Source organism: Candidatus Methanoliparum sp. LAM-1, assembly GCF_020885915.1.
Classification (GTDB): domain Archaea; phylum Halobacteriota; class Methanoliparia; order Methanoliparales; family Methanoliparaceae; genus Methanoliparum; species Methanoliparum thermophilum.
This window is the reverse complement of record NZ_AP025251.1, coordinates 327,211-350,034: the sequence shown is the minus strand read 5'-3', so window position 1 is coordinate 350,034 and position 22,824 is coordinate 327,211. Positions and strand designations below refer to the sequence as shown.

General features: G+C 35.8%; 25 protein-coding genes. 17 read left to right on the top strand and 8 right to left on the bottom strand.

The genetic code is table 11. From position 1 onward, the window contains the following. Position 1: 1 nt before the first annotated feature. Entirely contained in the window at positions 2-535 is a 534-nt protein-coding gene (locus LPC15_RS01945) for a MogA/MoaB family molybdenum cofactor biosynthesis protein (RefSeq protein WP_229235029.1), read from the top strand. A gap of 29 nt (positions 536-564) precedes the next feature. Here the strand turns inward: LPC15_RS01945 and LPC15_RS01940 are convergent, their stop codons facing one another. Next, the gene (locus tag LPC15_RS01940) at positions 565-1,233 is read right to left on the bottom strand and encodes a protein-L-isoaspartate O-methyltransferase (RefSeq protein ID WP_229235028.1); all 669 of its coding nucleotides are present in this window, start codon (positions 1,231-1,233) and stop codon (positions 565-567) included. Between the two features lie 22 nt (positions 1,234-1,255). Continuing rightward, complete coding sequence (locus LPC15_RS01935) at positions 1,256-1,600, bottom strand: hypothetical protein (protein ID WP_229235027.1); 345 nt, start codon at positions 1,598-1,600, stop codon at positions 1,256-1,258. 105 nt (positions 1,601-1,705) lie between these two features. Between LPC15_RS01935 and fen the strand changes: the two genes are divergently transcribed. Further along, positions 1,706-2,722: a flap endonuclease-1 gene (fen, locus tag LPC15_RS01930; RefSeq protein ID WP_229235026.1), complete on the top strand. Its 1,017-nt coding sequence runs from the start codon at positions 1,706-1,708 to the stop codon at positions 2,720-2,722. A 10-nt stretch (positions 2,723-2,732) separates the two neighbouring features. On the opposite strand, the gene LPC15_RS01925 is transcribed toward fen, so the two are convergent. Beyond that, positions 2,733-3,116 (bottom strand): hypothetical protein, encoded by a 384-nt coding sequence (locus LPC15_RS01925; protein ID WP_229235025.1) that lies wholly within the window; start codon positions 3,114-3,116, stop codon positions 2,733-2,735. A 64-nt stretch (positions 3,117-3,180) separates the two neighbouring features. Between LPC15_RS01925 and LPC15_RS01920 the strand changes: the two genes are divergently transcribed. Together LPC15_RS01920 and LPC15_RS01915 are read left to right on the top strand one after the other, a co-directional pair. Beyond that, positions 3,181-3,639, top strand: a complete 459-nt coding sequence (locus tag LPC15_RS01920; RefSeq protein ID WP_229235024.1) for a bis(5'-nucleosyl)-tetraphosphatase — start codon at positions 3,181-3,183, stop codon at positions 3,637-3,639. A gap of 230 nt (positions 3,640-3,869) precedes the next feature. After that, positions 3,870-4,775 (top strand): HTH domain-containing protein, encoded by a 906-nt coding sequence (locus LPC15_RS01915; protein ID WP_229235023.1) that lies wholly within the window; start codon positions 3,870-3,872, stop codon positions 4,773-4,775. A gap of 120 nt (positions 4,776-4,895) precedes the next feature. On the opposite strand, the gene serA is transcribed toward LPC15_RS01915, so the two are convergent. The 4 genes from serA to LPC15_RS01895 form a co-directional block, all read right to left on the bottom strand. Next, positions 4,896-6,485, bottom strand: coding sequence for a phosphoglycerate dehydrogenase (serA, locus tag LPC15_RS01910; protein WP_229235022.1), 1,590 nt, complete (start codon positions 6,483-6,485; stop codon positions 4,896-4,898). A 27-nt stretch (positions 6,486-6,512) separates the two neighbouring features. Then, entirely contained in the window at positions 6,513-7,538 is a 1,026-nt protein-coding gene (locus LPC15_RS01905) for a radical SAM protein (protein WP_229235021.1), read from the bottom strand. 35 nt (positions 7,539-7,573) lie between these two features. Further along, the gene (locus tag LPC15_RS01900) at positions 7,574-8,998 is read right to left on the bottom strand and encodes an RtcB family protein (protein ID WP_229235020.1); all 1,425 of its coding nucleotides are present in this window, start codon (positions 8,996-8,998) and stop codon (positions 7,574-7,576) included. Positions 8,999-9,060: 62 nt separating this feature from the next. Then, the gene (locus tag LPC15_RS01895; protein WP_229235019.1) at positions 9,061-9,486 is read right to left on the bottom strand and encodes an archease; all 426 of its coding nucleotides are present in this window, start codon (positions 9,484-9,486) and stop codon (positions 9,061-9,063) included. Between the two features lie 125 nt (positions 9,487-9,611). On the opposite strand from LPC15_RS01895, the gene thsA reads away from it, so the two are divergent. From thsA to LPC15_RS01830, 13 genes are all read left to right on the top strand, one after another. After that, on the top strand, positions 9,612-11,258 hold the full coding sequence (thsA, locus tag LPC15_RS01890) for a thermosome subunit alpha (RefSeq protein WP_229235018.1): 1,647 nt from the start codon (positions 9,612-9,614) through the stop codon (positions 11,256-11,258). Positions 11,259-11,522: 264 nt separating this feature from the next. Further along, complete coding sequence (locus LPC15_RS01885; RefSeq protein WP_229235017.1) at positions 11,523-13,226, top strand: NAD+ synthase; 1,704 nt, start codon at positions 11,523-11,525, stop codon at positions 13,224-13,226. A 60-nt stretch (positions 13,227-13,286) separates the two neighbouring features. Continuing rightward, positions 13,287-13,505 carry a hypothetical protein gene (locus LPC15_RS01880; protein ID WP_229235016.1) on the top strand — a complete coding sequence of 73 codons (219 nt, stop codon included), beginning with the start codon at positions 13,287-13,289 and terminating at the stop codon, positions 13,503-13,505. Positions 13,506-14,196: 691 nt separating this feature from the next. Continuing rightward, positions 14,197-14,409 carry a hypothetical protein gene (locus tag LPC15_RS01875; protein WP_229235015.1) on the top strand — a complete coding sequence of 71 codons (213 nt, stop codon included), beginning with the start codon at positions 14,197-14,199 and terminating at the stop codon, positions 14,407-14,409. Positions 14,410-14,765: 356 nt separating this feature from the next. Further along, positions 14,766-14,903, top strand: coding sequence for a hypothetical protein (locus LPC15_RS01870; RefSeq protein WP_229235014.1), 138 nt, complete (start codon positions 14,766-14,768; stop codon positions 14,901-14,903). Between the two features lie 53 nt (positions 14,904-14,956). Beyond that, the gene (locus LPC15_RS01865; RefSeq protein WP_229235013.1) at positions 14,957-15,553 is read left to right on the top strand and encodes a flagellin; all 597 of its coding nucleotides are present in this window, start codon (positions 14,957-14,959) and stop codon (positions 15,551-15,553) included. Positions 15,554-15,638: 85 nt separating this feature from the next. Beyond that, complete coding sequence (locus LPC15_RS01860) at positions 15,639-16,307, top strand: hypothetical protein (protein WP_229235012.1); 669 nt, start codon at positions 15,639-15,641, stop codon at positions 16,305-16,307. Between the two features lie 12 nt (positions 16,308-16,319). Then, entirely contained in the window at positions 16,320-16,865 is a 546-nt protein-coding gene (locus tag LPC15_RS01855) for a hypothetical protein (protein WP_229235011.1), read from the top strand. Between the two features lie 3 nt (positions 16,866-16,868). Next, complete coding sequence (locus LPC15_RS01850) at positions 16,869-17,372, top strand: flagellin (protein WP_229235010.1); 504 nt, start codon at positions 16,869-16,871, stop codon at positions 17,370-17,372. 30 nt (positions 17,373-17,402) lie between these two features. Next, complete coding sequence (locus LPC15_RS01845; protein ID WP_229235009.1) at positions 17,403-18,119, top strand: ATPase domain-containing protein; 717 nt, start codon at positions 17,403-17,405, stop codon at positions 18,117-18,119. 17 nt (positions 18,120-18,136) lie between these two features. After that, positions 18,137-20,095, top strand: coding sequence for a type II/IV secretion system ATPase subunit (locus LPC15_RS01840; protein WP_229235008.1), 1,959 nt, complete (start codon positions 18,137-18,139; stop codon positions 20,093-20,095). 1 nt (position 20,096) lies between these two features. Next, complete coding sequence (locus LPC15_RS01835; protein ID WP_229235007.1) at positions 20,097-21,716, top strand: archaellar assembly protein FlaJ; 1,620 nt, start codon at positions 20,097-20,099, stop codon at positions 21,714-21,716. A gap of 1 nt (position 21,717) precedes the next feature. Next, positions 21,718-22,311: a hypothetical protein gene (locus LPC15_RS01830; RefSeq protein WP_229235006.1), complete on the top strand. Its 594-nt coding sequence runs from the start codon at positions 21,718-21,720 to the stop codon at positions 22,309-22,311. Here the strand turns inward: LPC15_RS01830 and LPC15_RS01825 are convergent, their stop codons facing one another. Then, entirely contained in the window at positions 22,312-22,800 is a 489-nt protein-coding gene (locus LPC15_RS01825; RefSeq protein ID WP_229235005.1) for a PUA domain-containing protein, read from the bottom strand. Between the last annotated feature and the right edge of the window lie 24 nt (positions 22,801-22,824).

Here is a 22,824-nt window from a genome sequence, read left to right as displayed (position 1 = left end):
CATGTCTTCAGAAGATCATAAAAAAGATGCAAAAAAAGATTTGAAGTATGGAATAATTACGGTTAGCAGCTCTAGATACTCAAATTACAAAAATGTATCCAATCCAAGCGATGCAAAAGATGTTAGTGGTGAAATAATGCAGGATCTGATAGAAAAAGCAAAAAGCGATCTTGTTTTATACAAATTGGTACCAGATGACATAGATATGATAGATAATGCACTATCTTATGCAATAGAATCGGATGCAGAGGTAATCTTGATTAGTGGAGGTACAGGACTTGCTAAAAAAGATCTGACCATTGAGACGGCATCAAAATATTATGAGAAGAAGATAGATGGTTTTGGTGAGTTATTCAGATATCTAAGCTTCGAAGAGATAGGATCCGCTGCTATTTTATCTCGGGCAAGTGCCGGTATCGTAAGAGATAAGGTTATCTTTGTCATGCCAGGATCTCCAAACGCCGTGAAGTTAGCCATGAAACAATTGATTTTAAAAGAGGCTCCTCATATATTAAGACATATAAAAAAGGGATGATATTTGTAAAGTATTGTTATATTCAAAGGTTAGATTCCATATTTAAACCCATATTTACCAATCAATGGAACAAAAACTACGCCACCGGTATTTTTTTTTGTTATATGTCCATATTCATCCTTATCTACAACAAAAAGTTCCTGAAAATATCTGCTACCTACCGGTATTACCATACGACCACCAGGCTTGAGTTGTTCGATTAACGGTGGAGGTATATCGGGTGTTGCACAGGTTACACATATCTTATCGTATGGTGCCTCATCTTTGTATCCTAGCGATCCGTCACTAATTACGATCTTTACACCAGTTATTCCAGCTTTTTTCAAATTTTCCTTTGCAAATCTTGCCAAATCTGCAAATCTTTCTATGGATACGATCTTTCCATCTTTACCAACGATCTTCGATATGATGGCTGCTTGATATCCCGATCCTGTACCTATCTCGAGCACCTTATTACCCTCTTGTAAATTTAGAATCTCTGTCATCATGGCAACCATATGTGGTGCGCTGATCGTCTGTCCTAATCCGATCTCCAAAGGTTGATCTTCGTATGCATACATTATCTTATTGTCAGGGATGAATAGCTCTCTTGGAACAGATAACATAGCTTCTTCTACTTTCTTACTTATTATATAGCCTTTAGCCTTTAACTCATCTATTAATTCCTTTCTCTTCTCTTCTGAACCGAGTATCCTCATACTACACCTTATTACATAGAATTTACCAAAAATCGATCTGTTTTACTGTTTCTCGTCCTTTTATCATCTTTTTAATCTCCTGTCTCTGTTTTAAATCCCGTATGGGTTCGACCTTTGATACAAACAGACTATTCTCCCTTTTATATTTAAAGTCAACGATATATCCGGGCACTATAGCATATCTACATCCAGCAACTCCGCAACAAGAGTTATCTAAGATAGCACTACCGATCACGTATAAGACTTTTTTATTGTTAAAATCAAGGATTTTTTCATCTAATGGAACATAACTACCAGATACGAATTCTATATCAAGACCTATTGGAAGATGTTTATAATCGATCAGGCATTTACTAGTTGGTTTCATATCTTTATTTTTTAAAAAATTGTTTATCAATTATTTATTTTTATTATTAATATATCTTTCGCCATAGTTTAAATACTTATAGTTTTAAATTGAACAGTTTAATATATGAGTAGAAATATCAGTCCGATCCTTGTGAAAAAAGAGGTATCTTTTGAAGATTTGGCCAATAAGAAACTTGCAATAGATGCGTATAATACTTTATATCAGTTTATATCGATAATAAGGCAGAAAAATGGCACTTCTTTGATAAATAGTAAAGGAAATATTACTTCCCATCTTTCTGGCGTTTTTTATAGAACTTCTAACATGTTAAAAAAGAATATCAAACCGGTATATGTATTTGACGGAGAGCCACCTCAATTAAAGTTTGACACGATAGATAAGAGAAAAATTATCCGTGAAGAAGCATTTGAGAAGTATATAATTGCAAGAGAGAATAAAGATTTTGAAAACGCCATAAAATATGCTCAGATGTCTACAAGATTAAATCATAAGATAATAGAAGAGACAGTAATTTTATTAAAATATTTAGGTATTCCTTCTGTCTTTGCTCCATCAGAAGGAGAATCACAGGCAGCATTTATGACTATAAAAGGCGATGTAGACATTGTAGCATCTCAAGATTATGATTCTTTATTGTTTGGTTCTACTCAGCTCGTTAGGAATTTAGCTGTGGGTAAAAAGAGAAAATTACCTAACAAGAAGGAGTATGTTGATATAACACCAGAACTATATATATTAAACGAGATTTTAGAAAAGCATGAGATAGATAGGGAGGCATTGGTAGATATTGCCATTCTTGTTGGAACGGACTATAATGAGGGAATAAGAAATATAGGACCTAAAAAAGCATTAAAATTGATAAAAAAATATGGAAGTATAGAAAAAGTATTGGCGGCTATTGGTAAAGAGATAGAGAATTTAGATGATATAAAAAATATTTTTCTCCATCCAAACGTTACAGAAGAGTATAGGTTGGTATGGTATAAACCAGATAAAGAGAAAATAATCGAGTTTTTATGTAACGAGCATGATTTTTCCAGAGAACGAGTGATAAAAACCTTAGACGAGATCAATCTTTCGAAAACGGATCAGCAAAGAACGCTTGGCGAATGGTTTTGATATCTATTATTTAATATTTTTTATTATCAAGGTCTTCCATGATTCTCTTCTTTCCATTATTTATTATCTCTGTCCACCATTTATCACCGTCTTTATGACTGATGATAGCCTTGGCAATATTGGGTCTCTCCTTAAGCAATATATCCATCATCATTTCAGGAGTTATAATATTAATATACCTTCTAATCAAGGTGTTATATCTGTCTTTTAACGTTGCTAATTTTTCTTCGATATCTGGAGTTATATAATTCCATGGATCATCCCAATTATCGATAGCAGTAGATATATCTTGAGGTGTTATCTTATCTATTTTTTTAGATAGAGACGGCCAAATAAGCTCAAAAATCGCTGTTACTTCCAATTTTTTAATCGAATCGCGTATATTTTTTACCATTATTATCCCTTTTTATATTGTTATATTGATATATATTTAATAATATCTAAAAGGTTCTTTGAATATGAAGAAAGAGAGATCAGCAGGATTTATAACATATAAAGAATATAATAACGAAAGAGTCTATCTTCTTCTTAAACATAAAAAATCCCATTGGGATTTTGCAAAAGGGCATATCGAGCAAGGAGAAGAAGAGATAGATGCAGCTATCAGAGAAATTAGAGAGGAAACTGGAATAACCGATTTGGATATAATAGATGGTTTTAAAGAGGAAATAAATTATACCTTTACTAAAAATGATCAAATGATAAACAAGAGTGTTACTTTATTTCTTACAAGGGTAGAGACGGATGAGATAAAGATTTCAGATGAGCATACTGCTTATACATGGGCAACATACCAAAAGGCATATAAATTGTTGACTTATGCTGAATCGAGGGGTGTCTTAGAGCATGCAGAAAATTTTTTAAACGTCAGAAAACGTGGCTACTCTCCGTCTCTACAAGAGAGTAAAGATAAATGATTTATAAAGATAATCTATACCTATATATCTAACAATATTTATCATTATACGTTTCATTACAGAAAAAGTTCATTTAAGATTATCAACAAATTATATATAGTATTTCATTTTTAGATAAAATACTATATATAAAGAGAACATATATAAAAATAACTTTTATATGATAATAAAAGAATAGAAATATTTAAAGAAATAATAATAAAAATTAATAAAATAGGAGGTATTCTCAAATGAGTTTGAAATTAACACCGATACAAAGAGAGACTTTGATGGCCTTGATAACTCTACAGAGAAAGAAAGGCGAGGCAATTAGAGGAGAAGATATTGCCACATTTATAAAAAGAAACCCAGGAACAATTAGAAATCAGATGCAGACAATGAAGGCATTAGGTTTAGTGGATGGAGTTCCAGGTCCAAAGGGTGGATATAGAGCAAGAATAAAGGCATACGAAGCATTAGGTATAGATTTATTACCGGAAGAGGCTATAATAAAAGTACGGGTAAATAATAAATTGATAGAAGAGGTAAACGTAGAAGAGGTATCTTTCACAACTGTAAGACATCCCAACATATGCAAAGCAGAGATACAAATATTGGGTAATATAGAGATATTTAAGATAGGTGATAAAATCACTGTTGGGCCAACCCCAGTAAATAAACTTCTTGTTAGTGGAGTAATAGAAGGGAAGGATGCTGTTAGTAATAAGATATTAATCGACGCCGAATATATAGAGACGTTGCCAAAACATCCAACAAAAGATTTTATGACCGAATTTGTGGTAGTAGAGGGTAACGTTACGATAAAAGATGTTGCATTAAAGATGAAAAATGAAAAATTATACGCGGTATCTGTTTTAGAGGAGGGAGAACTTAGAATTGTCTCAATAAAAGAGGTTTTTGCGGCAATTTTAGATGGCAGATCCGACGATAAGGTAGGATCTATCTCAAACAAGGCAATAAATATAAATGCTGACGATCCTCTATATAGATCTATTACTAAGATCATAGAAGATCCTAATGCAATTGCTGCTTTAGTAAATAAGAACGATAGAAAAGTGGGAATTGTAAATAAGATCGTTATAGTGGATAGGCTTACAGACCATATAATTGAACTTCTTGGTAACAGTGTCGATTAGGTGGTAAGGTAATATGTAAAAAAAATAAATAGGGCAATCATACTTCCTTATCTCTTCATCAGAGAGATATAAATAGCATAAAAAGGCTGGTATTCTCTGCGATCGTTCCATTACATTATTTTATATAGAGACTAATATGGCATCATGGATTCCTTCTATCTTTCTTATCTCTTCAAGTATATGGTCAGGAACAGGGGAGTCCACGCTGAGAACCATTATCGCTTCGCCTCTAGGTTTTTTTCTCCCCAGTTCCATGGCTGCTATATTTATATCTTCATCTCCCAGCAATTTCCCTATTTTTCCTACTATACTCGGTCTATCCGTATGATTGGAGATCAGCATATATTTTGATGGAATTACGTTTATCTTGAATCCGTCTATGCCTATTATCCTCTCCTCGCTCTTTCCAAATATAGTACCGATAAGCACTTTTTTCATAGAGTCTGTCTCCACTTCTATTGTGATAGAATTGGTTAAATCCTCAATATCTTTGCTTTTTTCTTCTGAAATGTTTATTCCTCTATTATTTGCGATAACCGGAGCATTTATTAGATTTACATGCTCATTCAAAATATTGGAAAATATACCAACCAACGCAGATTTGGTTATATATTCGGTATTATATCCGGCTATATCTCCTTTATAAATCATCTTCACTCGTAAAATAGTCCCATTTACCAATTGTGAAGCAATCTTTCCTAATTTTTCAGAAAGAGGAATATAAGGACGGATTACGACTATTGCATCCTTAGGTATTACAGGCATATTTACAGCATTCATCACTGGTTCGTTTTTTAATGCAGCTAGAACCTGGTTTGCTATAATAATAGCGACGTTCTTCTGTGCCTCGATTGTAGATGCAGCCAGATGGGGCGTGACAACGACTTCATCAAGATCCAAAAGAGGATTATTCTTAGGTGGCTCATTCACGAATACATCTAACGCCGCGCCTGCAACTATGCCATTTTTTATCGCTTTATATAAAGCAGTCTCATCTATTATTCCTCCTCGTGCACAGTTGATAATACGAACACCTTTTTTCATTTTTCTGAACTCATTTTCTCCTATTAAACCCGTAGTTTTCTTGTTAAGAGGAACATGAACCGTTATAAAATCTGAATCTTTCAATACTGTATCAAAATCAACCTTTAATCCGCCAGTTTTTTCAATATTTGCTGGAACTACGTATGGATCGTAGGCTATAACATTCATTCCTAATCCGTGAGCCATTTTAGCAACGTATGATCCTATCCTGCCAAACCCGATTATTCCTATTACCTTTTCTCTTACCTCAATACCGATAAAATCACTCTTCTTCCATTCTCCTTTTTTAACAGATGAATTGGCAAGCGGTATCTTTCTTGCTAGACTGAGAAGCATAGCTATCGTATGTTCTGCTGCAGAGATGGTGTTACCCTCTGGTGCATTTATCACGATTATGCCTTTTGCAGTAGCTGTTTCCACATCGATATTATCCACACCAACACCTGCTCTACCAATAACTTTTAGTCTTTTTCCTCTGTTTATAATATCTTTTGTAACTTTAGTTCTGCTTCTTACCACCAATGCATCGTATCTATCTATTATCTCTAATAGTTCATCCTTTGTTATATTAGTTAAGACATCCAAGTTTGCATCTTTCTGCAATCTTTCTATACCTTCCTCAGATATACTGTCTGCCACCAAGATATTTGGATAATTAGGATCCATATCAAACAACTCTGAATATTTTTTAATTTAATTTTTACTTTGATGAGAATCTTCAAAATAATCTTTAATATACTCTCTCTCGACTTCTAATGCATCCCAAGTAGGATATACCTCGCTTATATATGCAATAACATTCTTATCTGCGAATAGAGATGCTACCCTTCTGAGAAGATACGCGTTCATATAAATCTTACCATCTACTTCTTCAAAAGGTAATCCTCCTATTATATCTTTTATATCCTTAATATCTCCCTCTATAACGCCTCTAACAATAGTACCATCCTCTGTAATAGATTCGTAACTTTTTACGATATTTTTTGCCGTTCTTATCAGTCTTCTACGTAGTTGAATCCCATCTTTAAACGCGGCCGTGCAGAAATTTATTGGAATCCTTCTTTTATATTTATCTATAATCTTATTTGCAAATTCGGTACTCTTTTTTGCAGATATACCGTTTTCGGTCTCTATCTGCATTTTTTTCATATTTATATAATTCGTCTCTGAAAACTCAAGTTCGTTCAGGTTCAAAAAGTCTATATCGAGGCATTTTATAATCTCAATGATCCTATTCTCCATAAATGGTAACGGTACGAGCGGCATTTCTACTCCAACACATACTCCGGCATTTTTAAGATAGGATATGCCATCTCTATATCTTATTGGTTTATCCAAGATATGAAACCTTATCTCATCCAATCCGCTCGAACTTAGTTCATCAGCAACCTTTTTATCGATAACTTGGGTGGTATAGAGATGAATATGGTACTTCTTGCCGAATTCTCTCTTTAATAATTGTATATAGTAAATAGTCCTATCTAAGACTAATAACGGTTCTCCACCAGTTATACTTGCTCCTAACGCCCTCATCTTTACACTCTCATCCAATACGTCCTTATCACTATAGGCCGGTCTCTCGTTCGCATAAACAACATCTTTTTTAGACCTTTTTTCAGATAATGGGCAATAAAAACAGCATCTATTACATAGACCCGTGACAAATAGGACCATCTTTGCCCCTTTAGCACATAACCTACATCCTTCAGCAGATCGCATATTATTGTATAATCTTTCTCATCAGCTTAGATATTTCATCCTTTAACTACCCCATAGGGCCTAATCTTAGCCACTTTTTTAGATATGCCCACAGAGTCCACAACATCGACGATATCATCGCTCAATTTATAAGCCAGTGGTGCTTCTTCTGCAAGAACAGAATCAGATACCGCTTTGGCTATGATCCCATGCTCCTTAAGTTCTTTTTTAACGTTCTCTCCACGATACTTTCTCTTAGCACTGCTTCTGCTTAACACTCTTCCAGATCCATGGCAGGTGCTTCCAAATGTCTCTTCCATCGCTCTATCCGTCCCTTTCAGAACGTAAGAATAAGTTCCCATACTTCCTGGAATCAGCACAGGTTGTCCTATACTACGATATTCGATAGGTATATGCTCGTTATCTTTCGAAAACGCGCGTGTTGCCCCCTTTCTATGGACTATTACCCTCTTTTTCTTCCCGTCTACTATATGTTCTTCTATCTTTGCTATATTATGAGCAACATCATATACGATCTTCAAATCGTTATCTCCTAAAATTTTATCGAATACTTCCCGCATCCAATGTGTTATTATCTGTCTGTTTGCCCATGCATAGTTGGCCGCTGCACACATAACTCCGTAATACTCCTCTGCCTCTTTGCTTCCTAATGGGGCACAAGCGAGCTGTTTATCAGGAAGTTTTATACCGTATTTCTTAACGGCACTCGCAAACACCTCCAACTGATCCGTACAGATCTGGTGCCCGGCACCCCTTGATCCCGTATGTATCATTATCGTGGTCATCCCTCTCTCTAAACCGAATACTTTAGACGCGTCCGTATCAAATATCTCTTCTACACATCCGATCTCTAAAAAATGATTACCAGATCCTAGAGTTCCTAATTGTGATAATCCTCTACTTATCGCCTTTTTGCTTACTTTATCCGAAGTTGCATCCTTCATACAACCATTTTCTTCACAAAAATTTAAATCTCTTTCAGTGCCATATCCGTTAGAGACAGCCCATCTTGCCCCCTCTTCAAAGACTTTTTTCAGTTCATTGGCATCCAGCTTTAATCTTCCTTTTGAACCAACACCAGATGGTATCGTTTTAAATATATCTTCTATCAGCTGATCCAGTTTTAAAAGCAGGTCTTTCATAGGTATCTTAGTAACTAAAAGCCTAACACCACAATTTATATCAAATCCAACCCCGCCAGGGGATATTACTCCATCATTTCCATCCAAACCCGCAACGCCACCAATAGGAAAGCCATAACCTACGTGCATCTCAGGCATAGCAATTGAATATTTTAAAATACCAGGAAGTGTTGCCACATTAGCATTTTGTTTTATCGCGTCTGGCTCTAAATTCTTCATCAATTTTTCTGATGTATAAATCCTTCCCGGAACTCTCATCCCTTCAGTGTATCCGATAGGAACTTCCCATATATTATCCGTAATTTTTATTAGATTCATTAAAATCACCTAGTTTTTAATCTTTTTCAAGATTATAATAAATTTTGAAAATCCTATAAATATTAAACGTCAAGTACAACCTGACACGTGTAGATATTATTATCTCTCTTCACGTACAGATCATGAAGCGTTACAGCCTTTATCTCTATATCTATATAATGAGTATCTTTTACCGACTCGCCATATAATATACTATCCAGCGTATAACCATCCTTATCTCTAATTATACTTATTTCAAATTCAGAAAAAAGTTTGTTCTCACCATAAAATAAATATAAAAGCTCCGAAAGCCATTTATAAAGTAAAAAATCCAAATTTTCTGCTTTTATCTTAATATTCTGTCTCAACTCAATATTTATCTTATTCAAAGGAACTATAAGGTTAAACATCGCCTTTGCAGCATTAGCAAAACAATCTTCTAATGTTTTTCCATATGCTTTAAATTTTACATCAGCCGTATGATCCAGATAAATATAGTTATCATACATATTATTATCATATATATAATCAGACTATTAAAAATTTATAAATGCTTGAATGTAGATGAGGAATGTGATCGAAAGTTTTATATAGAACAACTAACCAATCTTTAAACTAAAGGAGGTATAAGATTATGGCACAGTTAGGAGGAATGCCAATATTAGTTTTAAAAGAAGGGACTGAGAGAAGAAGAGGGAAAGATGCTCAGTCCGGAAACATAATGGCGGCTAAAGCCGTGGCAGAAGCCGTTAGAACTACGTTAGGTCCTAAAGGTATGGACAAGATGATCGTCGATTCGTTAGGCGATGTGACCATCACTAACGATGGGGCAACTATACTTAAAGAGATGGATATAGAACATCCTGCAGCCAAGATGATGGTAGAGGTCGCCAAGACACAGGATGATGAGGTAGGCGATGGTACTACTACTGCAGTTGTATTAGCCGGTGCTTTGCTGAAAGGAGTAGAAGAGTTGCTTAACCAGGATATCCACCCAACTACAATCTCTAAAGGTTTTAGGTTGGCAGCAAACAAATGTTATGAGATCCTGAATGAGATTGCAACGGATATCTCCAAAGATGACAAAGAGTTGTTGAAAAAGATTGCATTAACATCGTTAACCGGAAAAAGTGCTGGAATGGCATCAGAAGCTATCTCAGGTTTATGTGTTGATGCTGTATTAGCAGTAGAAGAGAACGGGTCGGTAGATGTCGATAATATTAATATAGAAAAGAAAGAAGGCAAAGAAATAGAAGATAGCATACTTGTAAATGGTTTAGTAATAGACAAAGAGGTCGTACATACAGAAATGCCGAAAAAAGTTAAGGATGCAAAAATAGCTCTTGTAGATTCCTCATTAGAGATCGAAAAGACCGAAATGGATGCAAAGATACAGATAACATCTCCTGAGCAGATGCAGGCGTTTCTTGATGAAGAGGAGAAGATCTTAAAGAAGATGGTTGATAAGATCGTCTCATCCGGTGCTAACGTCTTGTTCTGTCAGAAAGGTATAGACGATCTTGCACAGCATTACCTGGCAAAAAATGGAATATTGGCAGTTAGACGTGTAAAGAAGAGTGATATGGATAAATTGTCAAAAGCCACCGGTGCTAAGATCGTATCAAATATACAAGAGATAGCATCTGAAGATTTAGGTTATGCTGGATTGGTAGAAGAGAGGAAGATTGGTGATGACAAGATGGTCTTCGTTGAAGATTGTAAGAATCCCAAGGCAGTATCGTTGCTATTGAGAGGATCAACCGAGCACATTTTGGATGAGCTTGAGCGAGGTGCCAATGATGCACTTCATGTGATTGCTGCTGTAATAGAGGATACAAAGATTGTATGCGGTGGTGGTGCTACAGAGATAGAGCTATCTTTGAGGTTGAAGGATTACGCTCCATCTGTTGGAGGTAGAGAACAGCTTGCCATAGAAGAGTTCGCCAAAGCATTAGAGGTTATACCGAGAACTCTGGCAGAAAACACCGGATTGGATCCTATAGACGCGCTCGTTGAACTCAGAAAAGCACATCAAGAGGGTAAGAAGACATACGGCCTCGATCTTGATACAGGTAAGGCTAAAGATATGGTAGAAGCTGGTGTTATAGAACCATTGCGTATCAAGACACAGGCAATAAGCTCTGCATCCGAGGTTGCAACGATGATAATAAGAATAGACGATGTCATTGCTTCCAAGAAAGGTGGAGCAGAGATGCCTCCAGGTGGAGGAATGCCTCCAGGTGGCGGAATGCCTCCAGGTGGCGGAATGGGTATGTACTAGATGGAGAGTTGTTTCCTCTCCTTTATTTATTTTGCTTTTTTACTCATCGCCGAGAAGTCCCCTTGTGATATGGAGGATGAGAGGCGGAAAAAGGGAAAAGTATATAAAAGTAGTAGAATAATGTATTATGTATGTACCGATGGGATAGAGGGAATTTACGCTTGTTGAGATCGAGTCTGGTCGATGAATCAAGAAGCTCTTTCTGTTAGGGAGGAGTAGTCCACTAACAAGGTATATCAATAAAAAGAGCAAAAGAAGAATAGAATGCAATTCTTTAGAGTTGGTATAGCTCAGATTGATAGTACGGTAGGAGACCTTGAAGGCAATACTATAAAGATATTAAACGGCATAGATCGGGCACGAAGATTTGGTGTTGATCTCTTAACCTTCCCGGAACTTGCAATATCAGGATATCTTCCAGAAGATCTGGTGTATAGATCGGAATTTATAGATAAAGAGTTGAGATCGTTGGATGATATTATAAACCATTCCGATAATATTACGTTAGTAGTCGGTCTCGTCGATATTGATAAGAAGAATGACAGCCTTTACAATGCTGCTGCCATCGTTCATAATAAAAAACTGGCTGGCATGTACCATAAGAGGAGATTATCATTATTTGGAAAGTATGATGAGAGTTATTATTTTAAAAAAGGTGAACAAGGCTCTATCTATCAGATATCAGGTGTGCCTGTCGGTATCAGCATAGGTAACGATCTGTTATCGTATATTAGCTATAATCGGGCAAAAGTCATCGTAAATATAAGCTCCTTTCCTTACTATATAGGAGAGACGGCTACCAGGGAGAATATATTGATGGCACGTGCCAAAGATAGTATATCAGTAATACTCAATAGCAACATGGTCGGTGGACAGGACGGGATTATATTTGACGGATATAGTAAAATAATAGATGAAGATGGGAGAATAATTGCAAAAGGACGACAATTTGACGAAGATTTTATCGTTGCAGACATAGACATAGATAAAATATCTAAAAAAAGGATGTATAGTCTTGAAAAGCGAATAACAGGAGACGGTGATCTCACTTTTAAAATGATATCAGATGCCCCAATAATTTTGGATAAACCTAAAATACAGAGTAGGGATGATGAAAGGGAGATAGAAGGTTTATCATCGATAGGAGAGATATACAATGCATTGGTCTTAGGAACTAAGGACTATGTTATTAAAAACGGGTTTAAAAAGGTAGTTCTGGGTTTGTCTGGAGGAATAGATTCCAGCCTTGTCGCGACTATTGCCGTCGATGCTATTGGTAATGATAACGTCATAGGGGTAATGATGCCATCGGTATATACTTCATTACAGAGCCTAAACGATGCAAAAACTATTGCCAATAACCTTGCAATTGAATTGCTGGAGATACCGATAGATAAGATTTATAAAGAGTACTTAGACCAGATGGAGCCTTATTTTAAAGATTATGAGAAAGATAAAACTGAAGAGAATATACAATCCCGTATAAGAGGGAATCTGCTTATGGCGTTATCGAACAAGTTCGGTTGGTTGGTCCTGTCAACGGGTAACAAGAGCGAGGCGGCTGTTGGTTATACTACGCTCTATGGAGATATGGCTGGCGGATTCTCAGTAATAAGCGATGTATATAAGAGTATGGTGTATAAATTGGCAGATTACAGGAACAGTATAAAAAAAGTGATACCAGATTCTATACGGGAGAAAGAACCGTCTGCAGAGTTAAGCGATGGACAAAAGGATACGGATATTTTACCGCCTTACGATGTTTTAGATCCTATCTTAATAGCATATTTAGATGAGGGTAAAAGCGTGGAGGATATTATCAGGATGGGATTTGAGCGGGATACAGTAAGATTGGTCGTTGATTTGATAAGGAAAAACGAATTCAAGAGGAGGCAGGCACCAATAGGCATAAAGATAACAAGAAGGGCTTTAAGAATGCCTCTGACCAACAGGTTTAAAGAGTTTTGATTTTTTCTATTTTTGTGAGATTAGCATATTTTTAAATATCTTTGTATTTAACATGAAGATATGAAAAAAAGTTTAAAAAACCTCTTCAAAGAGGAAGAAGCGATGACCATAATCGGATCTTGCTTAGGTTTCTTACCAGGCTTATCTTGTCCGTGTTGTTGTTGTTGTGGTCTTACAAGTTGTATAGGCGGATTGATGGGATTACAGGCAGATATGCGTTATATTTCTGCTCTTGTGGCAAGATGGATCGATCTTGCATTCGCACCGTTCTATCGATGATCTGTTTTAAATTTTAACTATGGTTCATAGGTGGTCTACATAATAACAAAGTGGTCCAGGTATATTCATAAGTGTCCCATACTTGGTTCAGTGCTGGTTCAGCAGGGGTCCACTCTACCCCCTCTCTTTTTGTAGTATTCCAGTAATTGGGACAACCTTTAGATACGCATAAAAGGATAGTATATGACCATTGGTTAGCAAAATTGAGAAAATTTATAGTTTTGATGTAAATTATAGTTGGAATTTGACAAATATATTATCTAAACTCCCTGATAACGATAACAACCATATTTTACAGGCAGATGAGAAATCTTGAGAATAATTAGCAGAAAAAACGGAGAATGAGGACGTATAAAAGAGGACAGAGACAAATATAGATTTTGGGAGTATAGATTTAGATAAACTTGATAGTATCAAGCGTAATAAAAATTTAACCAGAGCTGATTACGATAAAAACAAAATAGTCGTTGAAATATCGCAGAATTTAACAGACGAAGCGTTATCACACAGTCAAAATGTTATGAATTATAATATATATAAAAATATTATATATATAAAAATATTATATAATAGATAAAAAGCAAAAGTTTATATAGTTAGTGTTTCGTTGTTTGATCTGAAGACACTAATACGGAGTTACGTTTTTTGAGATCTCGGTAAAGTATGCAATAAAAGAAAAAAGGAGGTAAAAATGTTTAAAAAGATTGGAAAAATGTTGAGAGATGAGAACGCTATGCCCTACGTTATGGAAATGTTTAATCAGATTTTTACATGCTGCGGAATTATTCCCTGTTTAGCAGATATAAGTGATGTGTGCATCACCGGCATGTTCGATACGGTAAATATTTGTTTTAGAACATGTTTCGGAATTATTCCGCTAACACAGATATGTCTTGGAAAGTAGATAAAAGATGAAGATAGAAAGGGATGATAGGTGCCCTCTTGTGTGACTCTGGTGGATGCCTGTGTAAGCAATGGATTCGGCTGTGCACCGATTATAAGAGCTTGTACAGGAAAGTGGTAAATTATGGGATACTTTGCTTTATGGTCTAGTTGGTGTGCCGAGACGGGGTATGGTCTTGCTCCGATCGTTATGGCATGTACAGGAAAAGGGTATTGAGGTGATGAGATGTTCTGTCTGAATCCGATAATATATGCGTGTCTGCACACGGGGTACTGTATCGCTCCGATCGTATCGATCTGTTGCGGGACTTACTACATTTAAGAATTTAAAAGATAAATAAAAGAGGGGGATTAAAAATGAGAACGGTAAAAAGGATGTTTGAAGAAGAAGACGCCCTTGGTGCTTTGGGAGAAGCTGTAGAGTCGTGTTTAGCTCCTTTTGTTAGCTGTTGCGAGTTGACTTTTAGTGGTTGTGCGAGATTTTTTGGAAAGTAAATAATAAAATAATAAATAAAAATAAAATAAAAAATAGAAAAGGAGGTGATTAGATGGTTGATATAAGGAAGGATGACCAGGCGTTCAGTGGTATTGAGGCGGCTATAGTCTTGATTGCATTTATTGCCGTGGCAGTAATATTCAGCTATGTCTTTATGGGGTTAGGACAGAATGCTGCTGAAAGTGCTAGAGATCAGACGCTTAGCGGTATAGATACGATAGCATTCGCTCCTGATGGAGTAAAAGGGTTGGATACCATGGGAACAGGTGAGAGTATAGATCTTATCAAATTCTGGATGTATGGTGGCAATTCATCGATAGATATGACCAATGTCTCGATGGATTTCATAACTAAAGATGAGATTTATACTATAAGCGCCGCGGGTACTGACTGGAATCGGGTATACAGGGAAGGAAAGGTTCCGAACCCGGGCGAGTGGCTTGTTACGACATACGTGGGTGATGGAGATCAGCTACTTGAAAAAGGAGAGAGGATGGAGATTGCTGTAATGCTTGCTGGAAAGAACAGAGGCGTGTTGCCTTCTGAAGATTTTACTTTAAGGATGATGACTGCTGAAGGAATAGCACATATAATATCTGGTAGAGCACCTGCATATATAGATCCAGTAAACCAGATATCTCTGTTATAGATTAAACGTTGAATAGTAAAACATTAAAACGGTATTAACGAAAATTTTTTTCTTTTTTATTAAAAACATCCGAGAGTGATAAAGATTGGATTATGATCTTAAAAATGATAAAGCGGGTGAGATAATATCAGAAATAGAGGCAGAAGAGCCTGAACAGAGGATTAAAAAGTTAGAGGAAGAGATTAATGAGATAAAGGGGTCTATAAAGAAGTTGTTGTTGGATTTAAGAGAACAGATGAGCAATATAGAGAGTCCGTTCAGAGATCTAAAAGGTTTTACAACGTTGATTAATGCACCTGCAATAAGTAAAGAAGAAGGGGAGACCGAAGAAGAAGAGGCTGAAAAAAAAGAGGAAAAGAAGGAAGAAGAGAAGAGAAGAGAGGCTGCTATACCTTTACCAGAAAAAAGAGAGGAGAGAAAGACAAGAGAAATCTCTGAGGAAGAGTTTAAAATTGAAGATTTTATGGATCCGTTTTTAGTAAGCAACCTTGTCGATTGGACGAGGGATACGCTGAACAAGTATGGACGAAGAAAATTTGAAGATATTTTAGAGTTATCCCAGTTAGTAGGATACGTTCCTGAAGAGAATATCAAGATTATCCATAAGATATCACATCTATTCCCTGATACAATGGCAGGAGTAAGAGAGATAAATACTAACGATCTTGTGGCAGATCTGTATAAGTTATATACGATCGTAAAGGGGGATACAGCAAAAGGAAGGATTCTTGATATCCTCTTGAAGAGATATTAAATGTGATTTATAATGCCTGGCAATGTGATTACCACCGCAGTATTGATTATAGTAGGGGTTACTGCCGCAACGCTTTTATTAACTCAGGTGATGTATCCTGCGTTGTCTGATATAAATGATGCTGTTAATACTTTATCGGATAAAATAAGCGATAATACACTGACAGATATCACTCCTATTTTTACGTACGTTACCGGTAAAAACAATATCCATATTATGTTAAAGAATACCGGCAAGGCAGATATTCCATTTGATAGGCTAAAACAGTCCGAGATATATATTATATCACGAGATGCTGAAAAACTAAGCGATAAAAATGCAAAGACTGCGTTTATTGGGATAAATCATAAAGATATGTACAAAAATAACTATTGGAAGTATAGCCTCCCTGCAAGAGACGAGGATAAGAGGACGTATTGGAAACAGGGAGAGACTATATATATAGATGCCTTCATGACACGCCCGTTAGAGCCAGGAGAATACACTGTAAGGTTCGTTATGTATAATGGGTACACGATAGACGATATCATAACAATATCGAAATCAAGATGGTACTGAAAAATGGGGCTGGATACTGTATTAGTAGTAGGTATTTTGACGGTAGGTATAGTCGCTATGATACTTATGTTTAGTGGTAACTTTGTCAAAAATATGAATACGGTGTTTGAATCCTATAAAATAATGAACGATGACCAGTTTGATAAGCTTAATACGAGGATAGAGATAGATGATATAAAAAAAGATGACATAGGTTATCTTATAAGAATACGTCTAGAAAACACCGGTTCGGTTAAGATAAATGATTTTGATAATATGGATGTAATAATATACGGAGATGGATGGATAGAGAGATTAAGATATAACAATGGTAACGTTCCAAATCCGGGTGAATGGTCTAAAACCATATTAAAAGATGTTTTAAATCCTGGAATACTCGATCCTGGGGAGGTAATGGAGATAGATCTCTATCCGCTGCATATATCCTATCTGGTTCCAGATGCTGCCACTTATATCAAGATCGTTACACCTAATGGGATAGAGGCTACAGAAAGATTTGGTTTGTAATATTTTTAAGATTTTAAAGGGTGATAAATTATGGCAAAGAAGGCTAGTATCAGTAGTATAGTATCCACAGGAAATAAAGAGATAGATAAGATTATAGGTGGAGGAATACCGAGTCGAACGCTTAACCTGATAGAGGGAGAGAACGATACAGGCAAGAGCGTATTGTCTCAACAGTTTAATTGGGGCGCATTAAGACAGAACCATAATGTGGCATACTACACATCAGAGAATACTATAAGCAGTTTTTTAAGTCAGACTACGAGCTTGAGTCTGGATATGGTCGATCACTTTATATGGGGATATTTAAAAATTTATCCTTTACAGATAGAAGATATAGAATGGTCACAAAAAGAAATGAAAAGGATATTAGATCTGATCTCTACACATATCTCTAAAAACAAAGAAGATGTAATAATGATAGATTCTTTGACTGTTTTTACTACTTATAGTACAGAAGACGACATAATGGATTTCCTGGCAGATTGTAGATTTATCTGTGATTCAGGAAAGACCATGTTCGTAACGTTGCATAAATATGCATACGAGGAAGATACATTGGTAAGAATTAGATCCATCTTTGATGGTCATCTTGTACTTAGAAAAGAACAGATAGGTGATCGATATATAAACATATTAGAGGTTGCTAAGGTTAGAGGCGCAAATAAGACGACAGGTAATATTGTGTCATTTGAAGTGCATCCTGGATTTGGACTAAGGGTGATACCTATAACTCAGGCTCAAATATAAGATCAAAGATCAAAAGAATGGTAAAAATAAAAAATATGAATGAGAGAAAGAGTGAAGAAGGACCATATGTAAATCTTCCGTTTAAAAGAAGAGTCATAACGGATCATGAAGATTTTAATGAAAAAGAGTTACAGATTTGTGGGATATATAGGTTATTACCAGATAAAGTAAAGACTTATGCAAGAAAAGATCCTCATCTACACGAATATCTTCATATAGTCCCGATAGATAAAGTGGGTATCCCGCGGTTTTATCCCAAATTAAGTCCTAAATTAAGAAATATATCAAAACCAAATTTGATATATCCTGTTGGGGACAATGTATATATTCACATCTATTATGATGCTAACGATCTAAGAAACTATTACATCCCAATAGAACCAATGCTGCTACATTCTGTCGAGAAATACGTCAAAGTTGCAGAAGAGAAGATGGTAGATTATCTAAGAGATATAACAGTAGAGACTTTTGAAGAGAAGAAAGAGATATTACAAAAGGTGCTTAAAAGTATATGTGTAATAGAAAAAGAGACTTCTTCAAGAATTACAAACCCTTGGTTTGTAAACCACGAATCTCCGATTCGTGAAAACACAAATGCTACCTTTAATCTACCATATTTTAGAAAAAATTTAAGTTTTGCAGTTGTAGGAGCCAAGATATATAGCTTACTCAATACGATAGGCGCTAAAATCTCAATACCATTATCTTTTACAAGAAATAAAGACGATGGGTTGATACATATATCGCCCCACGAGTATAACGTCCTCGAGTATGCCTTGTTAAGAGATAAATTATACTTGGGAATACTCCATCCTTTCGTTCTTGATCCATATCTAGAGGATGTAACGGCAGACGGAGTGGGACCTATCTATATAGAGCACAAGATATTTGGATCGCTTAAAAGTGTTATAGAGTTTAAAAAGGAGGAAGATATAGATAATTTCGTAGTAAGATTGGCTGAACGGGTTGGAAAACCTATTACGTATAAAAACCCGATAGTAGATACTACATTGCCAGATGGTTCGAGATTGAATATCGTCTATGGTGACGATATAACACTTAAAGGGAGTAATTTTTCGATAAGAAAGTTTACAGAGGTTCCATATAGTATATTAGACCTTATAGAGAGAGGAACACTTAATTATGAGATGGCTGCTTATCTATGGCTATTAATAGAGAACAAGATGTCTTTTTTCGTCTCTGGAGAGACAGCATCTGGTAAGACTACTACGATGAATGCTCTTACTACGTTCATTCCATCTCATTTCAAGATTGTCTCTATAGAGGATACACCAGAATTGCAGGTTCCACTGCCTCATTGGACAAGAGAGGTGGCACGAGTGAGTGAGAGGGGAGTGCAAATGGGGGAAGGTACTGGATCAGATGTGACGATGTTCGACCTTTTGAAGGCGGCATTGAGACAAAGGCCTAACTATATAATTGTAGGAGAGATAAGAGGTGCAGAGGGTAATATCGCGTTCCAGTCTATACAGACTGGGCATCCTCTACTCTCAACGTTTCATGCAAGTAGTGTCGAGAAGCTCATACAACGTATAACCGGCCCACCAATAAATATCCCAAAGACGTTTATAGATAATTTGAATGCTATTATCATTCAAAGTGCGGTAAGACGACCAGACGGCTCGGTTGTTAGGCGAGTTTTGAGCGTAAATGAGGTTATAGGGTACAATCCCCAGAAGAGCAGTGTATCTTTTGTTAGAGCGTTCCAGTGGGATCCTACAACAGATAGGCATATATTTACTGCTGCAAACAACAGTTATCTGTTAGAGAGTAAAATTGCTAGAAACCTTGGTATTCCTGAAGAGAGAACATACATTATATACAATGAGATAGAGAAGAGAAAGAGGATGCTGGAGAGGATACACGAGAGGGGTATAACAAACTTTTACGATCTGTATCATACTATATCCAGGATACACAAAGAAGGTATCCTAAAAATAGAATCTGTGGCATAAAATGGATCTTGATGAAAGATATAGGGATAAAATAGAACTTATGCATCATCTTCCGAACGTTGAAGATAAAGTAAGAAGATTGATAAGTCGTATTAAAGAATGGTATTACGAAAAATATTCAAGAAACGACCTTCTTTATATGCTGACATATATGGCATCTATATCAACGGCCGATCTTACACGGGACGAGATTTTTAAAAAAACTGGTAATAAAGAAGAATACTATACATCAAAACATATCAAATATATAAGCCAAATCGTCCAAGATTGGAATTATGATTATGCAACTGCCTGTGATATAGAAGCAAAGAATACAAAAGATGAGATGGTTAAAAGAACATTAGAACGTATGGGAAACGCAATAAAAGCTGGAGAGATCGATAAAGAGTTTTTAGAGAGCGAGTTAAATACGATCAAGATAGTAACCAAAGATAGATATGAGAGTGATATCGAGACGCTTAAAAAGGCGATGGATGCGTTCACATCTCTTATAATTGCAACATCCGTTATATCAATCGTAATGTTATTGGCTGCGTCGTTATATGTTTCAGAGAGAATCAATATAGTATTATATCTCTCTGTAGTCTTAGAAACGATGATATCTATGTTTGTAGTCTTTTTATTGTTTGATGCAGTACCGAAAGAGTTTAAGATGCATCCATTACCTATAAAGTCGGATGAACAAAACTTTATATTTAAATGGCAGAAGATATTAGTCCCTTTTGCTTTTATCACTCTGATATTATCGTTTATTCTGCTACCTTATATCATGACTGACCCTCTCTTATTAATAGATTTTCCATATCTGACAGAATCCATCGGTTTTATCTCTTTTGGTGTGTTGATCCTACCGCTTGGTGTGATGGCAATAAAGGACGATAGAAAAATTAATAAAAGAGATATGGAATTTACTGCGTTTATAAAAGGATTGGGACAAATTATGGGATCTACCGGGCAATCTATCTTAAACTCATTATCTAAAGTCGATAAAAAGTCTCTTCCGAATATTAAAGATAGTATCGTAAGGCTCGAAAATAGGATCAAGTTAGGACTCGATATGGATATATCATGGAACAGGTTTATCGGTGAAAGCGGCAGTAATATCTTCTATAAATTTACGAACATATTTACAGATACGATAAGGTTGGGCGGAAGACCGGATAAAGCAGGCGATTTGGTGGCCTCATCAAGTCTTGAGTCTGTATTATTAAGATCATCGAAAGAGCTGGAATCTAACCAATTCGTAATGTTAACCATACCTCTGCATATCGTAATGCTTCTGACTTTCATTGCGATAAGCCAGATATTGTTAAACTTAGCAGGTATCGTGAGTGGAGTATCCAGCATGACCGTTGGGATCGGTACGACATTCGGAATATTTTCGATGTTATCGATAGAAGTTTTACATAACTATGTCATAGCTATCACTTTTGTCCTTACGATCGTATCGGCTCTCGCATGTAAAATAAGCAAAGGAAGCAATTTATACGATTATTATATATTTGGTTCTATCTTTTTTATAATAGCAGGCGTCTCTCTGCTCTTAATGCCATTCTTTTTAAATTCAATACTTCCTACTTTCACGTTACCTGTCAGTCCAGGATTAGAGGGTGGATTATAAAATGGAAGAGATAGCTCTTATATTGTCTACCGTATTAGTGGTTGTAATAGCTATATTAGTGGTGATATATTTGTTTGCAAGAAAAAAAGATAAAGAAGATGAATCTAAAAAAGACAAAAAAATCTCCAAAAAAGAGATTAAAGAAAAATTAGATGAATTGGTGTCTAAAAAAGACGATGAAGAAATAGATACAGAGAAAGAAATAAATAACGTAGAGATCGATGAAGAGACAAAAAATCTAGGAAAAGAGCTTATAAAAGAAGGAGTGATGGACGAATCGGTGTTAGATGATGATTTGGCAGGAATAGATGAGATGTTTCTCGAAGATAGCGATGAAGATATAGAAGAGATAAAAGATGTGGTAGATAAGGAAAAAGGAGATAAGCAGGTCAAAGAGAAGATGGGAGGTAACGACTCGGATACATCTCTCTTTAAAGAGCTGGAAAAACTTTCGAAGTATGAGAAGAAAGACGAATATAACATAATGAGAGATCTGAAAGGAAAAAATTTTGATCTTAAAGATCTGAAGAATGAGTTAAATTCGGTCATAAAAGAGATAAACAAAGTTAAAAGAAAAAAATCAACGAGGAGATAATTAAAATCTCTTCTTACTACCGTATCGTATATTGACAGCGACGCCTATATCGAATAGCAGCATCTCTTCAGCGCTTAAAACAGATCTTCCTGTGCCTAAGAGGAGATCGTCCTCGTTCACGACTATAACCTCCTCCTCTCCTTTTATATTCTGATCCGCTGCGATAACATGCTTAGCAAAGACGTTTTTTCCATCTGAAATAAATTCAGACACCTCGTTCATCACTACAACCCTTAGCGAAGGATAGGAAAAATGCTCTTTTAAAAGTTCTGCACCTAATATGCTTAGAGTAAACAACCCATCTTTTGGTCTAATCGTAGCGACTCTCTCTCCATTTAAAAAAACCTGTCTTGGTTTGCCTGTTTTTGAATATAGTATCTTAATATTATCAGGAAATAATATCTCTCCCGCATTGATGACAAATTGAAAATCTGCTATTGTACGAAGATAATTTAAAAAGGTGGTAATATCTCTTGAATCTTTTTGCATAATAATAATAATAATAGAAATTTT

Coding starts and splice junctions, on each gene's coding strand:
- fen (WP_229235026.1), top strand. CDS start 1,706: ATGAGTAGAAATATCAGTCCGATCCTTGTGAAAAAAGAGGTATCTTTT.
- LPC15_RS01900 (WP_229235020.1), bottom strand. CDS start 8,998: ATGAATCTAATAAAAATTACGGATAATATATGGGAAGTTCCTATCGGA.
- LPC15_RS01880 (WP_229235016.1), top strand. CDS start 13,287: ATGAAAAAAAGTTTAAAAAACCTCTTCAAAGAGGAAGAAGCGATGACC.
- serA (WP_229235022.1), bottom strand. CDS start 6,485: ATGGATCCTAATTATCCAAATATCTTGGTGGCAGACAGTATATCTGAG.
- LPC15_RS01935 (WP_229235027.1), bottom strand. CDS start 1,600: ATGAAACCAACTAGTAAATGCCTGATCGATTATAAACATCTTCCAATA.
- LPC15_RS01825 (WP_229235005.1), bottom strand. CDS start 22,800: ATGCAAAAAGATTCAAGAGATATTACCACCTTTTTAAATTATCTTCGT.
- LPC15_RS01875 (WP_229235015.1), top strand. CDS start 14,197: ATGTTTAAAAAGATTGGAAAAATGTTGAGAGATGAGAACGCTATGCCC.
- LPC15_RS01920 (WP_229235024.1), top strand. CDS start 3,181: ATGAAGAAAGAGAGATCAGCAGGATTTATAACATATAAAGAATATAAT.
- LPC15_RS01915 (WP_229235023.1), top strand. CDS start 3,870: ATGAGTTTGAAATTAACACCGATACAAAGAGAGACTTTGATGGCCTTG.
- LPC15_RS01865 (WP_229235013.1), top strand. CDS start 14,957: ATGGTTGATATAAGGAAGGATGACCAGGCGTTCAGTGGTATTGAGGCG.
- LPC15_RS01855 (WP_229235011.1), top strand. CDS start 16,320: ATGCCTGGCAATGTGATTACCACCGCAGTATTGATTATAGTAGGGGTT.
- LPC15_RS01940 (WP_229235028.1), bottom strand. CDS start 1,233: ATGAGGATACTCGGTTCAGAAGAGAAGAGAAAGGAATTAATAGATGAG.
- LPC15_RS01885 (WP_229235017.1), top strand. CDS start 11,523: ATGCAATTCTTTAGAGTTGGTATAGCTCAGATTGATAGTACGGTAGGA.
- LPC15_RS01925 (WP_229235025.1), bottom strand. CDS start 3,116: ATGGTAAAAAATATACGCGATTCGATTAAAAAATTGGAAGTAACAGCG.
- LPC15_RS01895 (WP_229235019.1), bottom strand. CDS start 9,486: ATGTATGATAACTATATTTATCTGGATCATACGGCTGATGTAAAATTT.
- LPC15_RS01905 (WP_229235021.1), bottom strand. CDS start 7,538: ATGCGATCTGCTGAAGGATGTAGGTTATGTGCTAAAGGGGCAAAGATG.
- LPC15_RS01870 (WP_229235014.1), top strand. CDS start 14,766: ATGAGAACGGTAAAAAGGATGTTTGAAGAAGAAGACGCCCTTGGTGCT.
- LPC15_RS01850 (WP_229235010.1), top strand. CDS start 16,869: ATGGGGCTGGATACTGTATTAGTAGTAGGTATTTTGACGGTAGGTATA.
- LPC15_RS01830 (WP_229235006.1), top strand. CDS start 21,718: ATGGAAGAGATAGCTCTTATATTGTCTACCGTATTAGTGGTTGTAATA.
- thsA (WP_229235018.1), top strand. CDS start 9,612: ATGGCACAGTTAGGAGGAATGCCAATATTAGTTTTAAAAGAAGGGACT.
- LPC15_RS01840 (WP_229235008.1), top strand. CDS start 18,137: ATGGTAAAAATAAAAAATATGAATGAGAGAAAGAGTGAAGAAGGACCA.
- LPC15_RS01835 (WP_229235007.1), top strand. CDS start 20,097: ATGGATCTTGATGAAAGATATAGGGATAAAATAGAACTTATGCATCAT.
- LPC15_RS01845 (WP_229235009.1), top strand. CDS start 17,403: ATGGCAAAGAAGGCTAGTATCAGTAGTATAGTATCCACAGGAAATAAA.
- LPC15_RS01945 (WP_229235029.1), top strand. CDS start 2: ATGTCTTCAGAAGATCATAAAAAAGATGCAAAAAAAGATTTGAAGTAT.